This is a genomic window from Brevibacillus sp. DP1.3A, from assembly GCF_013284245.2.
In the GTDB taxonomy this organism is placed as follows: domain Bacteria; phylum Bacillota; class Bacilli; order Brevibacillales; family Brevibacillaceae; genus Brevibacillus.
Genome location: NZ_CP085876.1, coordinates 4577559 through 4592145, shown reverse-complemented (window position 1 = coordinate 4592145; position 14587 = coordinate 4577559). Strand labels below are relative to the sequence as shown.

The 14587-nt window shown below is 48.3% G+C and carries 18 protein-coding genes; 13 read left to right on the top strand and 5 right to left on the bottom strand.

What is annotated here, in order from left to right; all coding sequences use genetic code 11:
- Nucleotides 1-61: 61 nt before the first annotated feature.
- From HP399_RS20920 to HP399_RS20905, 4 genes are all read left to right on the top strand, one after another.
- Nucleotides 62-556: a nuclear transport factor 2 family protein gene (locus tag HP399_RS20920; RefSeq protein ID WP_173620639.1), complete on the top strand. Its 495-nt coding sequence runs from the start codon at nt 62-64 to the stop codon at nt 554-556.
- A gap of 17 nt (nt 557-573) precedes the next feature.
- Complete coding sequence (locus tag HP399_RS20915; protein ID WP_173620640.1) at nt 574-1014, top strand: peroxiredoxin; 441 nt, start codon at nt 574-576, stop codon at nt 1012-1014.
- Between the two features lie 73 nt (nt 1015-1087).
- Nucleotides 1088-2140, top strand: coding sequence for a DNA polymerase IV (locus HP399_RS20910; RefSeq protein WP_173620641.1), 1053 nt, complete (start codon nt 1088-1090; stop codon nt 2138-2140).
- A gap of 13 nt (nt 2141-2153) precedes the next feature.
- Nucleotides 2154-2339 (top strand): hypothetical protein, encoded by a 186-nt coding sequence (locus HP399_RS20905; RefSeq protein WP_007727789.1) that lies wholly within the window; start codon nt 2154-2156, stop codon nt 2337-2339.
- A gap of 54 nt (nt 2340-2393) precedes the next feature.
- Here HP399_RS20905 and HP399_RS20900 read toward each other — a convergent pair whose 3' ends face one another.
- From HP399_RS20900 to HP399_RS20890, 3 genes are all read right to left on the bottom strand, one after another.
- Nucleotides 2394-2840, bottom strand: a complete 447-nt coding sequence (locus HP399_RS20900; protein ID WP_173620642.1) for a GNAT family N-acetyltransferase — start codon at nt 2838-2840, stop codon at nt 2394-2396.
- Nucleotides 2837-4054, bottom strand: a complete 1218-nt coding sequence (locus HP399_RS20895; protein WP_173620643.1) for an MFS transporter — start codon at nt 4052-4054, stop codon at nt 2837-2839. Before HP399_RS20895 ends, HP399_RS20900 begins: the two co-directional genes overlap by 4 nt.
- Nucleotides 4055-4159: 105 nt before the next feature.
- Complete coding sequence (locus HP399_RS20890) at nt 4160-4708, bottom strand: TetR/AcrR family transcriptional regulator (RefSeq protein WP_173620644.1); 549 nt, start codon at nt 4706-4708, stop codon at nt 4160-4162.
- A 214-nt stretch (nt 4709-4922) separates the two neighbouring features.
- On the opposite strand from HP399_RS20890, the gene HP399_RS20885 reads away from it, so the two are divergent.
- From HP399_RS20885 to leuS, 9 genes are all read left to right on the top strand, one after another.
- Complete coding sequence (locus HP399_RS20885; protein ID WP_173620645.1) at nt 4923-5447, top strand: YqeG family HAD IIIA-type phosphatase; 525 nt, start codon at nt 4923-4925, stop codon at nt 5445-5447.
- A complete protein-coding gene (gene yqeH, locus HP399_RS20880; RefSeq protein ID WP_173620646.1) occupies nt 5444-6565 on the top strand; it encodes a ribosome biogenesis GTPase YqeH in 1122 nt (373 codons plus the stop codon). The genes HP399_RS20885 and yqeH overlap by 4 nt, the downstream gene beginning before the upstream one ends.
- 75 nt (nt 6566-6640) lie before the next feature.
- Nucleotides 6641-7492, top strand: coding sequence for a shikimate dehydrogenase (locus tag HP399_RS20875; RefSeq protein WP_173620647.1), 852 nt, complete (start codon nt 6641-6643; stop codon nt 7490-7492).
- Nucleotides 7493-7521: 29 nt separating this feature from the next.
- Nucleotides 7522-7812 (top strand): ribosome assembly RNA-binding protein YhbY, encoded by a 291-nt coding sequence (yhbY, locus tag HP399_RS20870; protein WP_007727776.1) that lies wholly within the window; start codon nt 7522-7524, stop codon nt 7810-7812.
- 14 nt (nt 7813-7826) lie between these two features.
- Nucleotides 7827-8420, top strand: coding sequence for a nicotinate-nucleotide adenylyltransferase (locus HP399_RS20865; protein ID WP_173620648.1), 594 nt, complete (start codon nt 7827-7829; stop codon nt 8418-8420).
- Nucleotides 8404-8994: a bis(5'-nucleosyl)-tetraphosphatase (symmetrical) YqeK gene (gene yqeK, locus HP399_RS20860; RefSeq protein WP_007727774.1), complete on the top strand. Its 591-nt coding sequence runs from the start codon at nt 8404-8406 to the stop codon at nt 8992-8994. The genes HP399_RS20865 and yqeK overlap by 17 nt, the downstream gene beginning before the upstream one ends.
- Nucleotides 8994-9350, top strand: coding sequence for a ribosome silencing factor (rsfS, locus tag HP399_RS20855; RefSeq protein WP_007727773.1), 357 nt, complete (start codon nt 8994-8996; stop codon nt 9348-9350). The genes yqeK and rsfS overlap by 1 nt, the downstream gene beginning before the upstream one ends.
- 6 nt (nt 9351-9356) lie before the next feature.
- Nucleotides 9357-10106 (top strand): class I SAM-dependent DNA methyltransferase, encoded by a 750-nt coding sequence (locus HP399_RS20850; protein WP_173620649.1) that lies wholly within the window; start codon nt 9357-9359, stop codon nt 10104-10106.
- Between the two features lie 350 nt (nt 10107-10456).
- A complete protein-coding gene (gene leuS, locus HP399_RS20845; protein ID WP_173620650.1) occupies nt 10457-12874 on the top strand; it encodes a leucine--tRNA ligase in 2418 nt (805 codons plus the stop codon).
- A gap of 93 nt (nt 12875-12967) precedes the next feature.
- Here leuS and comER read toward each other — a convergent pair whose 3' ends face one another.
- Together comER and HP399_RS20835 are read right to left on the bottom strand one after the other, a co-directional pair.
- A complete protein-coding gene (gene comER / locus HP399_RS20840) occupies nt 12968-13801 on the bottom strand; it encodes a late competence protein ComER (protein WP_173620651.1) in 834 nt (277 codons plus the stop codon).
- Nucleotides 13802-13875: 74 nt separating this feature from the next.
- On the bottom strand, nt 13876-14580 hold the full coding sequence (locus HP399_RS20835) for a ComEA family DNA-binding protein (protein WP_173620652.1): 705 nt from the start codon (nt 14578-14580) through the stop codon (nt 13876-13878).
- Nucleotides 14581-14587 lie beyond the last annotated feature (7 nt).

Below are 14587 nucleotides of genomic sequence, written 5' to 3'. Positions count from 1 at the left end.
AGGATAAATGATAGGCAGAATCGAACTTCACGTAAGAGAATTGATTCCGTGAGGTGAGTTTTTGAAGAAAATAATTGTTGTTTTTTTGCTTTTTCTACTTGTTTTTCCACGGTTCCTCTTCGCAGAGTTTTTTGCTGAACGTGAAATGAAAATGATAACCACAAACTATTATCAAGCGCTTATCGATGAAGACTATGAAAAAGCATTCCACACCCTTTATCTTTATGATGTTGCGGAGGGTAAGCATCCAACTGATGGCACAACGTTAAGTGACCAGGAAGCGAAAGAATTTTACATGAAAAAGATCGCTTTCTTAAAAGCTCATCATTACAAACTGAAAGATTATGAGATCAAAAAGATTAGATACGAAGATGGGCATACCGCCTTTCTTGAAATGAAGCTTGAAGTTGAGCACGATGGACAAAAATTTCAATATGCTGAAACCGTACATGTATGGGAAGAAAAGGTATGGATTATGGGGGAGGAGGACGATCCGTTCAGAACGTATCGGGATGGGAAAATGAAATTTGAAATTCCGGTAGCCCCAGTAAACTAAGCATAGAGGTGAGTGAAATGTTAAAGGTTGGAGACTTGGCTCCCGTCTTTACGGCGACGAGCACAAAAGGAACCATTGATCTTAGGGATCACATCGGCAAAGAAAATATCGTCCTCATCTTCTATCCGGGAGATGATACCCCGATTTGCACGAAGCAGCTATGTGCGGTTCAGGATCACTACACCAAAATCGAACAAGCAAACACAGTCGTTTTTGGCGTCAATCCAGGCGGCATTGACAAGAAACGCTCGTTTGCTGATAAGTTCCGTTATGAATTTCCATTAATCGTGGATGAAGACGAATCGATTCGAAAAGCATACGATGTTGGCAAGGTTCTCGGACTGTTTTTCCAGCAACGCATCGTGTACATCATAGGCAAAAACGGAACTATCATCTACGCCAAAAAAGGGAATCCTCCAGTATCAGAGCTGCTACAGGTAATCGAAAGCCAAGTCTAGGACGTTCTCGCTTGCGTCAATGGAACAAAACAGGGATAATAGAAATGAGAATGTATGTTTGGTGGGTATCCCTATGAAAAAAATTCTTCACTTGGATATTGACGCATTTTTCGCTAGTGTAGAGCAGTTAGATCGCCCCGAATTGCGGGGGAAGCCGGTCATTGTCGGGGGAACGGGCAATCGCGGTGTCGTATCGACGTGCAGCTACGAGGCGCGCAAATACGGGGTTCGCTCCGCAATGCCTGTCGCCATGGCGAGGAAAAAATGTCCGCAAGGCTTTTATTTGCCTGTCCGCTATAGCCGTTATATCGAAAAATCTGCTGAGGTCAGACAAATATTTACTTCTTATACAGAGCGTTATCAAACAGTGGGTCTAGACGAGGCTTATTTAGACGTGTCCCATTATGAGAATGCGGTACCCATCGCCCGCGATATTAAGAGGCGAATCAAACGGGAGACCGGACTTACTTGCAGCATCGGACTTTCTTACAATATGTCGTTGGCTAAGATTGCCAGTGATTTGAAAAAGCCGGATGCCTTAGTAATCATTCGACCTGAGCAGGCTTTGGATGTGCTGCGGTCGTTGCCAATTGGCACCTTGCATGGAGTCGGCAAAAAGTCGCAAGAACTGCTAGCGAAAAAGGGGATTGAGACGGTAGAGGATTTTTGGAGGCTTTCACTCGATGAGGCCACTACATTATTTGGGAAGTTCGGTCGTTCCCTCTATTACCGGGCGAGGGGAGAAGACAATCGCGAAATCGAAATGGACCGCGCGCCGAAATCATCGAGCCGCGAAACGACACTCCCCTTTGATTTGTTTGACAGGGATGCGATTGCTCCTATTGCCACCTCCCTCTTGCGTGAGGTCGAAGAGGACATCCGCGAGGAAGGGGTCGAGCCCCAGACGATAACGCTAAAAATCAAGTACGCGGACTTTACCCAGCGGACCAAGCAGCACAAGGCTGTGGCTGGAGCCAATTGGCAGGAGTTGTTGGACGATTTGCTCGACGCCTTTGACTACACGGCAGGCGTTCGATTGGTGGGCGTAGGCTTTTCGAATTTTGCCGAGCAACAAGGAGAGCGGTACGAACAGCTCTCTATGTTTTCGTGGAAGCTGGGGAAGTAAGGGAGGGAGAACGGTGGAGACAGAGAATGCCTTTCATTGCTGTGCGACCTGTATTCATTTTCGCGTGGAGAAAGGTACGGGAGGAGTCAGCTATCGATGTTCTCGTCTAACCTATGAGACACGTCCGGACTATCGATTCCAATGCTGGACTCCGACAGAGAAGGTCAAGCGACTGATGGAAGCACGTAAAAGCCAATGATAGCTACAAAAAGAGGCACCCCCTTCGTCAGTATCGACAGAGGGGGTGCCTTTTCTATTCATTTGTCAGGTTGAGGACCATCACTTCCTCCGGACCATCCATTTCGCCGTTTGAGGTAAAGCCGAACGACTTATACAGCGTCCGAGCGAACTCATTTTCAGGATGAATACTCAAGTAAATGCGCGTACAACTGTAGCGTTTGTGCATTTCATCAACGAGCATGCGCAGAAACTTTTTGGCGTACCCCTTACCCTGATAGCGAGCATCAATCATAAAGCGATCCAGCCAAATTCGACCATTCTCTACTTCGATTCCATGCATGGCATAACCGACAGCGATATCCTTGTCATACAGACCGCATGATATCCATTCCGGTTCAAAACCTGATTGGGCGATGGAAAAAGCGTTGCTCTCGATGAAGGAATGTTGGCCTTCCGTTACAGTCAAACAGGCAATTTGGCGCCAATTTTCTTTTGTAATTTCACGAATAGACAAGCTCAAAATTTCATCTCGCTTTCATTGGTGCTGAGACGGGCTGATTTGCTTGCTTTTAATTGGACAAAAAGTAAAATGCCGAAACCAAGGATGGACGCTGCCACGATCAGGAGGACAGAGGATACAGGCAGTAAATCCGTCAAAATTCCCCCTGCGAGTGGGCCTGCAACCATTCCGATTCCGTGAAACATATTAAAGAGAGAGTATGCCGTGCCGTATGCACCGCTTCCTCCTTGGTCAATGATGGCCCCCAACGTACCCAAGGTTGGCGATAAGGTAAAGCCAATACTAGCCCCGACCAAGGCCATTGCGAGCATTGCCTGCCAGAGGGAATCTGCCCACGCCAAAAATGGCAGAAACACAGCCAGCGTAATGATCCCGCCAAGCATGAGCTTATACGGATTCATACGGCTGGAAAGAGAGCCGGCAACTGGGGCGATCAGTCCGTAGGCGAGTGTCATGACCCCAAACAAAAGACCAATCGTTGTCGGTGTCATGCTGAGTTTCTCTGTAAAAAATACGGGCAACGTCGGTTCCAGCAAACAAAGGGAAATCTCAGCCAACAATACGATTCCAGCGATAAAGATGACTTGCGGATTTCGGATGAATCCACCGACATGAAGCTTTTCACTGACAGTTCTCGTCGTGTCTTCCTTCAAGAACAAGTAAACCAGCACAATATTGATCACGGTAAAGGCTGCTGCTGCCAGGAAAGGCATGCGATGGTCACTAATTTCAAACAACCATCCGCCAATCGGCGCTCCGAGCAATGTACCGGTCGAAATCGCCGTCAATGCAATTCCCATTACAGCTCCGCGCATTTTGGATGGGAACAAATCCGCCAAGAGGGCAAGGGCAGTTGGCCATGTAGCCGCAGCAGCAATACCTTGAACAAAACGAGCGGTAATCAACAAGGCCATTGTCTCAGAGAAAGCAAACAATAACGTGGAGGCGGCGAGACCGAGCAAGCCGATCAAAAGCATGGTCCGTCTGCCGATCCGATCGGATATCGGCCCGAAAATAGGGGTGGCAATGAGCATCGCGACCGCATAGCTACTAAACAGCACGCCCATCATGGTGGAGGAGGGCGCAAGCTTTTCGGTAAAATAAGGAACAATCGGAATCAACAAGCTGTACAGTAGCATGTCGATAAAAAGGATCAGGATGACAAACAAAAGTCCTATTCGTTGTTGTTTGGTCATTTGTGTAAAAATGGACATAATGGAACACCTCTTAACTATAAAAACTATTTTTGTTTTATTGGTTTTCTTACAAAAACGATATCGTGGTCTTCCAAAGTTAGTGGAATGACCACGAGTCATGTGTTACCTTTTTTCCGTCGGCACCAATCCGAACAAGAGGACATCTACAATGGCGGAAAGCGCCTCTGAGACTGTAATCTGGTTTTTTGTATAAAAACGCAGATCAAGAGTGGAATTGAGGGCATCGACAATCACCTTCAACATGAGTGTAACGTTCATATTGACGATTTGTCCTTCTCGAATACCCTGTTCGATGAGTACGCGAAGCGTCTGCCAATCCTCGGATAAAGAAGCCTCGACTTGGGCATATTGCTCAGGATAATATCGCTTCATCTGTTCGAGGATGCGCAAATCATAAAATTCATAGTGTGTCGGTAAAACCATCATGACGCCTTTGATTTTATCGATAAGAGAGAGACTGTCGTCTGCGAGAATTTGCTGTGTTTTTTCATCGCCCTCTTCAAAGGACTGCTGAATGATTGTTTCCAGAATTTCTACCTTAGATGAGAAGTGCTCGTATAACGTGCGTTTGCTAATCCCGAGCCGCTTCGCCAAATCATCCATGGAAAATTTCATGCCTTTATCACGAATCTCTTCAATAAAACCTTTCATGATCCGGTTTTTAATTGCAATCGACCCCCAGCCAAAACAACGTAATAGAAAACTACAAAAACAAAAATAGTTTTCTTGGTAACGCTATTCTACACAGGATGCCAGAACAATGCAAGCAGTGATCATGCTTTTTGTTTTGCAACCAAGTGGTCGATTATGGTATAGTAGGTGCCGAAATCGCGGTTGATTGCTTCACATCATTTGGAGGTGCCCCGTGTTTTTAGAGAAGCTGATGCCTAGTCAGTTCGTCGAATCAATCCATCACATTGACATAGATCAATTGAAACGAAATAACATCCGTGCGGTGATTACAGACTTGGATAATACCTTGGTGGAATGGGACAGGCCACATGCAACAGAGGAGGTCATCAACTGGCTTGCTCGCATGCATGAGGTAGGCATACAGGTCACTGTTGTCTCCAACAACAACAAGGAGCGTGTAGACCGCTTCTGTGCCCCATTAAATCTCGGGTTTATTTATGCGGCCAAAAAGCCGACAAACCGTGCCTTCTTACAGGCAGTGCGGCAGATGAATGTAACCATCGCTGAGACTGTTGTCATTGGCGATCAATTGTTTACCGATGTGCTGGGAGGAAATCGATTAGGATTTCATACGATCCTGGTTGTTCCTGTGGCCCAGACGGATGGTTTTTGGACGCGCTTTAATCGTCAGATGGAGCGTGTGGCCCTTATTTGGATGGAGAGGAAAGGAATGGTTTCGTGGAGGAGAAAAGCATGACGGAACAAATGCATGGCTCTTGTGCTGGATGTGGGATTGCCATTCAGACAGCAGATGCAAAAAAGCCTGGCTATGCACCTGAATCCGCGCTTGGCAGAAAGGTAATTATTTGCCAGCGTTGTTATCGCATCAAGCATTATAATGAAGTTGCTCCCGTAGGAATGGGCGATGACGACTTCCTTAAGATCTTGGACGGCATCGGCTCTACGCAGGCGCTTGTTGTGATGGTTGTCGATATTTTTGATTTCCAAGGCTCCTGGCTCAAAGGGTTGCCGCGCTTTGTCGGGAAAAACCCGATCTTGCTCGTAGGTAACAAGGTTGATCTGCTGCCAAAAAATATCAATCTAAACCGCGTACGCAACTGGATGCAGCACGAAGCAAAAGAACGCGGACTGCGCCCAGAGGATGTCGTACTTATCAGCGCGCAAAAAGGACTTCATATCGATGAACTGTTGAATCGCATTGGAGAGCTGCGCAAAGGTCGAGATGTTTACATTGTCGGTGTGACAAACGTAGGAAAGTCGACCATGATCAACCGCATCTTGCATGACTACGGTGCGGCTGAGCTGGAGATTACGACTTCGCCATTCCCGGGTACGACACTGGACAAAATCGAGATTCCGCTCGAGGATGGCCGCTCTATTTTTGATACGCCGGGAATCATTAATCGTGACCAGATTGGACATATGGTATCCCCGACTGATCTGAGAAAGATTACCCCGACCAGCCGGATCAACTCCAAGGTGTATCAGCTCGATAATGGACAATCACTCTTTTTGGGTGGTTTAGCCCGTATCGACTTCGTACGCGGAGAGAGACAGCCGTTAATCGTCTATGCGGATAACGACCTGTACATTCATCGGACGAAGCTGGAAAAAGCGGATGAAGTGATGGAGAAGCATCACGGAACCTTGCTGGTACCGCCAACAGGAGAGGAAGCTGCGAAAGCACTTCCACCATTTGTGAAGCACACCTTTAAAATCAACAAGTCCACCACGACGACTGACATCGTAATTTCCGGTTTGGGCTGGGTCAGCATCCAAGGAAAACACGAAGCGAGTGTTGTCGTGCATGCACCTAAAGGCGTAAGTGTTGGGATGCGCAAAGGGCTGATCTAGCTTAAGCAAGAAAAGTCGAGTTAGCCTTGCCCCTTGCCATATGCTATAGAGAGACGTCCGGGGAGGAAAAGCTCCATGATTACAAGCAAAACAAAACTGGTTGGCCTGTTTGGACATCCAGTTTCCCACTCGCAATCACCGATGATGCACAATACAGCTTTTTCAGAGACCGGGTTGGGATTTGCCTATGCTGCGTTCGATGTTGAACCGGAAAATCTGGAAGATGCAGTCGCGGGTATTCGCGCCTTAGGCTTGAAAGGGATTAACGTCACGATCCCGCACAAGGTCGCTATCATGCCGATGCTGGATGAAATCGATCCGCTTGCCAAACGAATCGGGGCTGTCAATACCGTCGTTTCTCGTGATGGACGCTTGATTGGCTACAACACAGATGGTATGGGCTATGTTCGTTCGCTTGTGGAAGAGACGGGAATTGTTCTTGAAAAGCAAGTGGTAACCATGGTAGGGGCTGGAGGCGCTGCGCGTGCAGTGGCGTTTACCTTGGCTGAACAAGGAGTCAAGGAAATTCGCATCATCAATCGTTCCCGGGAAAGAGCCGCAGTATTGGCTGAGCATGTCGGGACGATTGTACCAACGAAAATCGTAGAACAGGGCGAAGGGGCAGCTGCCATCGCAGACTCTTCGCTGTTGATCAATACGACATCGATCGGAATGCTGCCAAACGTACAGGAGACACCTGTGCCAGCAGAATGGCTTCATTCTGGTTTAACCGTTAGCGATCTGATTTATAACCCGCTCGAAACGCGTCTGCTCAAAGAAGCGCGTGCCATCGGTGCCACTGTTCATTCCGGAATCGGCATGTTCGTGAATCAAGGTGCACTAGCTTTCGAGCTGTGGACGGGCGAACGAGCACCAACTGGGGTTATGCGTGAGGTCGTCTTGCAACAATTACAGAAAACAACCTGATTGGCAGGATGTAAAAGGAGGCATTGCCGATGTTGACTGGCAAGCAAAAGCGCTTTTTGCGCGCAGAAGCACATCATCTCACCCCCATTTTCCAAGTAGGAAAAGGCGGCGTAAACGAAAACATGATCACTCAGATCAAAGAAGCGTTGGAAGTACGTGAATTGATCAAGGTAGCGATTTTGCAAAACAATAATGACGATAAACATCAAGTGGCAGAAGATCTGGCAGCAGGTGCTGGAGCAGAGCTTGTGCAATTGATTGGCCATACGGTTGTCTTGTACAAAGAGTCCCGGGAGAACAAGACGATCAAGCTGCCATAAGTGACCTACATGCGATGAGACAGCCAATCAAGCAAGTAGGGATCATGGGAGGAACGTTTGACCCGATACATTGCGGGCACTTGCTGGCGGCAGAACAAGCCAGAGAGCAAGCGGGCCTGGATGAGGTCTGGTTTATGCCTACACACGTTCCACCGCACAAAAAGAGAGAGAGTCTGACGCTGGCGCATCACCGCTTGCAAATGGTTCAGATTGCCGTGTCTGATCACGAGGTCTTTCGTGTAACAGATGTAGAGTTCGCAAGAGAAGGTCCATCGTACACCTATGACACGATGGTTCAGCTCGTCAGGCAGTTCCCGGATTGCCGGTTTTCCTTTATCATGGGAGGAGATATGGTAAAAATCTTGCCCAAATGGTACCAGTACCAAGAGCTGATTCATATGGTACGCTTTATAGGTCTAGCGAGGCCAGGAACCGAACTGGACCTGAAATCGAGCGAGGACGTCACATTTGTGGAGATGCCTGCTTGGGACATTTCCTCCACGATGATTCGCGAGAAGGCAGCTACCAGGAAAAGCATCCGTTATCTTGTACCTGATGCCGTGGAGCGCTATATAAAGGAGAACCGAATCTATGAGACTTTTGGATAATCGGGAAGAGCTTCTCGTTCGCGTACGGCAACAAATGCATGAAAAACGCTACAATCACACGCTAGGGGTGGCTGCGTCGGCTCGCGAGTTGGCTGAGAGATTCGGGGCTGATCCTGACAAAGCCGAGCTTGCTGGACTGTTGCACGATTACTGTAAGTGCTGGCCTGTGGAAAAAATGTTCGAGATTCTCGTTCGCCACGATATGCCTACAGAGCTTTTGGAAGGGGAAAAAGAGCTGTGGCACGCCTTTGCAGCTGCTATTGTGATCCAGACTGATCTGGGTGTAACGGATGCAGATATTTTACAAGCTGTTCGCTACCATACAACGGGTCGGGCTGGCATGTCCCTGTTAGAAAAAGTAGTCTGTGTGGCAGACTATATAGAACCAAACCGGGTTTACCCTGGTGTTGATTTTATTCGCGCCAAAGCCATGCATGATTTGGATGCCGCCCTGGCACTCGCCTTGGGAGGCACGATTCAATTTTTGATAGAGAAGCAAAAGACGGTTTTCCCGTTGACATTGACTGCATATAACGATTTGGTTTCCCGCAAAGGGAGAGAAGGAGGGTTTTAGTGGTTAAAACAGTAGAAGATTTGGCACAGTTGGTTGTGAAGGCAGTAGAGGACAAGAAAGCAGAGAACTTGAAGGTGCTCGATATTAAAAAGCTGTCCGTGATCGCAGACTATTTCATGATTTGCCACGGAAACAACGAGCGTCAAGTACAGGCAATTGTTCGCGAAATCCGTGATCAAGCCCACAAAAACGGCTATGATGTCCGCGGTATCGAGGGAGCGGATGAAGGTCGCTGGGTACTGGTTGATCTGGGCGATATCGTTATTCACGTTTTCCATCGCGAAGATCGCGAGTTTTACAACCTGGAGCGCCTGTGGAAGGACGCAGAGGAAGTTTCCTTCAGCGCGCAAGGGTAAGGACAGATGGCATACGCACATATGGCCGCTGTATATGACAGGCTGATGGCGGATACTCCTTATGACCAGTGGCTCGATTGGGTCGAGCGTCATTGGACAAAGGGAGAGAAGCCTGTGCGGGTCATTGATCTTGGCTGTGGGACTGGCACGATTGCGATCCCACTCGCCAAGCGGGGATACCGTGTTACTGGAGTGGATCTCTCAACAGAAATGCTTGCGATCGCCTATGATAAAATGAGGCAGGAGCAAGTAGAAGTAGCGTGGGTGGAGCAGGATATGCGGGAGCTGTCCTTGCCCGAAGCGGATGCGGTCATCTCCTTGTGTGATTCATTGAGCTATCTTACAGAGGAAGCGGATGTGCAGGAAACGTTCAAGCGCGTTTTCGCTCATCTCGCGCCTGGTGGGAGCTTTCTGTTTGATGTGCACAGTCCGTACAAGATGCTGCACATTTTCGGAGACGAGACGTTCACACATGTAGAAGATGAAGTTTCGTACATTTGGCAATGTTTTTGCGACCCGCTGCGACTGGAGGTAGAGCATCAGTTAACGTTTTTCATTCGTCAGCCAAACGGATTGTACGAGCGGATGGAAGAAGAGCATTGGCAACGGGCTTACCAGCCTGTCCAACTGATGCGCTGGCTGACAGATGCCGGCTTTACAGACATTGTCATCACCGCTGATTACTCGGATATGCCGCCACAAGAAGCGAGTGAGCGCCTATTTTTTTCAGCCCGCAAGCCGAAAAGTTTGACATGATTGGTTCGGATTGACTATAATGGCGTTATAACTACAGATTTCGACGCGTTTAAGAGGAATAGTAGGAATTGGATTCGAGCATTCACAGAGAGTTGACGGATGGTGCAAGTCAACCCGGATCTATCTGAACTCACCTCCCAGCACTTGCCCCCAAGGTCATTCAAGCAATGACTGCGTAAGGGTGAGCGGCTTATCCCCGATACGGATGAAACAAGTGGGTGAATGCTTAGCATTTGCCAATCTGGGTGGTACCGCGGGAATGTAAACAACCTCTCGTCCCTTTCGCAAAAGCGATCTGGGATGTGAGGTTTTCTTTGTTTTCACCTATTTTAAGATGGGAGTGCTTTACCATGGTATTCAGTCATCAAAATGTCGAAAAGAAGTGGCAGCAATATTGGGAGCAGAACAAGACCTTCAAAACCTCCGAGGATGAGGGAAAGAAAAAGTTTTACGCACTCGACATGTTCCCGTATCCATCTGGAGCTGGCCTGCACGTAGGACATCCGGAAGGCTACACGGCTACTGATATATTATCCCGCATGAAGCGGATGCAAGGATATAACGTTCTCCATCCAATGGGTTGGGATGCGTTTGGTTTGCCAGCGGAGCAATACGCGCTCGATACAGGAAACGATCCGGCGGAATTTACCGAGCACAATATCAACACGTTCCGTCGCCAAATTAAGTCACTCGGATTTTCCTATGACTGGGATCGCGAAATCAATACGACCGATCCGCATTACTACAAGTGGACACAATGGATTTTTACGAAGCTGTATGAGCACGGCTTGGCTTATATTGACGAGGTAGCTGTAAACTGGTGCCCTGCTTTGGGAACGGTTTTGGCGAACGAAGAAGTCATTGACGGAAAAAGTGAGCGTGGCGGACACCCGGTAGAACGCCGCCCAATGAAGCAATGGGTCTTGAAAATTACTGCGTATGCGGAAAGACTGCTCGCTGACCTGGATGAACTGGATTGGCCAGAAAGTATCAAGGAAATGCAACGCAACTGGATCGGTCGTTCTGAAGGGGCAGAAGTAACCTTTGGAATCGAAGGTCATGACGAATCCTTTACCGTCTTTACGACTCGTCCAGACACTCTCTACGGGGCAACCTATGCGGTACTGGCTCCTGAGCACAAGCTGGTTGAGCAAATTACCGTACCAGCTCAAAAAGAAGCAGTGGAAGCGTACCTGGATCAAGCGAAGCACAAGAGCGATCTGGAGCGTACCGATCTGGCGAAAGAAAAGACAGGAGTATTTACCGGAGCGTATGCGATCAACCCGGTAAACGGCGAGCGTCTGCCAATCTGGATTGCAGATTATGTGCTGATCAGCTACGGAACAGGCTCTATCATGGCGGTACCAGCGCACGATGAACGTGACTATGAGTTCGCGAAAACATTCGATCTGCCAATCAAGCAAGTAATCGCTGGTGGAGATATCTCCAAAGAAGCGTATGCAGGCGACGGAGAGCACATCAACTCCGGCATGCTCGATGGTTTGAACAAAGAAGAGGCTATCAGCAAAATGATCGAGTGGCTGGAAGCGGAAGGCAAAGGAAATCGCAAGGTAACGTACCGTCTGCGCGACTGGCTGTTCAGCCGTCAACGCTACTGGGGTGAGCCAATTCCGATTCTCCATCTGGAAGACGGCACGATGAAAGTCGTTCCAGAATCCGAACTGCCAATCATGTTGCCAAAAACAAAAGAAATCAAACCATCCGGTACAGGTGAATCGCCACTGGCAAACATCGCGGAGTGGGTAAACACTGTCGATCCGGAAACAGGCATGAACGCACGTCGTGAGACAAACACGATGCCACAATGGGCGGGTAGCTGCTGGTACTTCCTGCGCTTCATCGATCCACACAATGACAAGGCATTGGCTGATCCAGACAAACTGAAAGAATGGCTGCCAATCGACATTTACATTGGTGGTGCAGAACATGCGGTACTGCACTTGCTGTACTCTCGTTTCTGGCACAAGTTCCTGTACGATATTGGTGTCGTACCAACCAAGGAACCATTCCAAAAGCTGTTTAACCAAGGGATGATCCTGGGTGAAAACAACGAGAAAATGAGTAAGTCCAAAGGCAACGTCGTAAACCCAGACGATATCATCACCAGCCATGGTGCCGACACACTGCGCATGTACGAAATGTTCATGGGACCACTGGATGCTTCGATCGCTTGGTCGACAAAAGGCTTGGATGGCGCACGCCGCTTCCTGGATCGCGTATATCGTTTGTTTGTGGGTGACAACGGTGAGCTGAACGAAAAAATCGTGGAAACCTCCAACGTGGCTGGCATGGAGCGCGCGTACCATCAAACGGTGAAAAAAGTAACAGAAGACTATGAGGGCCTGCGTTTTAATACAGGTATCTCTCAGTTGATGGTATTCGTAAACGAAGCGTACAAAGCAGAAGTTCTGCCGAAGAAATTCATGGAGGACTTTGTAAAAATGCTGTCTCCAATCGCTCCGCACTTGGGAGAAGAGCTGTGGGAAAAACTGGGCCACAGCGAGAGTCTGGCATACGCAGCATGGCCTACGCATGACGAAGCGAAGCTGGTTGAAGACGAGGTAGAAATCGTCCTGCAAATTAACGGCAAAAACAAAGAAAAGCTGCTCATCGCTTCTGATTCGACGAAAGAACAGATGGAAGAGATGGCGAAAAACAACGAGATGATTAAAGAACTGATCGAAGGAAAAACGATCGTCAAAGTCATCGCTGTTCCAGGCAAACTGGTGAATATCGTCGTTCGTTAAGAAAAGGACGGCAAGAAATGAGAAGAGGAGTGGAGCCTGTGAGTGACAGGTATCCACTCCTTTTTTCGTAAATCAACGCTTCTTCGTCTTGCACTAATGCGGCTGATTATTTAAATTTCGTGCAACCAGTTCCTGGTCCTCGGCAAACTTCGCTTGTGTCCGACGAAATACTTGGGCGAAAAGACCGGGAATACCGTCTTGCAAAGGAATTAGTCCTTGCCCAGTAATTCCTCCGGGCACGCAGACTCTCTTTTGCAGAGTAGGGAGGGTGAACGCTTCTTCGCGTAAAAGATCTGCGATCCCAATTAGCATTTGCGTAGTCATGTAGGTAGCAGCTTCTGCGGAAATGCCAGTTTCTTCAACAGCTTCTTGAATCATTTGCTGCAAAATATAGCTGATGAACGCTGGCCCACAACTGACAATGTCAGAAGTAATTCGTAAAAAGGGCTCTGAAATCTCAATAGGGGAGCTAATGTGGGCAAACAGACTTCGTATAAAATGACGTTGTTCCTCTTGGATTCGTGACCCGAATTCACATAAGCTGACACCACTCATGACGGCATTTGTTATAGAAGGAACGACTCTTGCAACCGCACAAGGAACGTGAGACTCCAAATCCGCAAGCTTGATCGGACTGGTGATCGTAATCAGTAGGTGGTCTTGCGTTAAGGCAGGAGCAATTTGTTCGAGCATCACGCTATATTCCAGTGGCTTGACGCACAGCACGATCGTTGTAGCTTCTTTGACCAAATCGGCATTGCTGTGCGCGACAATGAGCCCGGGATGTTTTTCTGCCAGTTGCTGCGCCTTCGAAAGGGTTCTGTTGCTGATAATGACATGACCAGGAGTCAGCGCCTTGGCTGACAGTAATGATTCAATCAAGATACTGCCCATGCTGCCCGTACCAATGAACCCAATTCTATTCATGGGCATACCTCCCTCCGATATTCTTTTCCCATTCTATGTAGGAGTGTCTATGATCATGACCGGATGCTGAGCACTCATTGTACCAACAGCCGATCCTTTATCCGTGCAAACATCTTCTCGCCAATTCCCTCAATCTGTTTCAGGTCATCCGCTGAACGAAATGGTCCTTGTTTTGACCGGTAATCCACGATTGCCTTGGCACGAGCTTCTCCAATCCCGGGAAGGCTCATGAGCTGTTCGACAGTTGCCGTGTTGAGATTAATCCCTGAGGAGGCACCAGTGGTGGATACGCTGGTAGTAGATTGTACAAGGCCAATGGATGCGGAGACTGGCGCGGCTGCCCCTTTAGCCGGGATGACAAGAGCAGCTCCATCTGTGAGCGGCGCTGCCAAATTGATCTGGACAAGGTCAGCATCAGGTAATGCTCCTCCTGCTTTTTCGATGGCATTTGCGACACGGGTACCTGGTTCGAATTGGTATAAACCGGGACTTTTCACTTGCCCTTTCACATCGACATAGAGAGGAGTGGGGAGTGATTCCTTTTCTTTCTCTTTTTCAGGTGTCGTTTTTACAGGTTTGGCAGGTTGAGCAGTTGTTGAATCATCTGTCCGTTCTTTTGTTTCAACATTCGATGCAGCATAAGCAGGAGCATGCAACGGTAGTTCGTCAGTCTTATGCGATTGGTCGCGTTGATAGAGCAGATAGCTACAACCGACAAACAGAGCAGCCGCAGTCAGCAAGATGAAACGACGATAACGCTCCCACCACTCCAGCACCATAACAAAA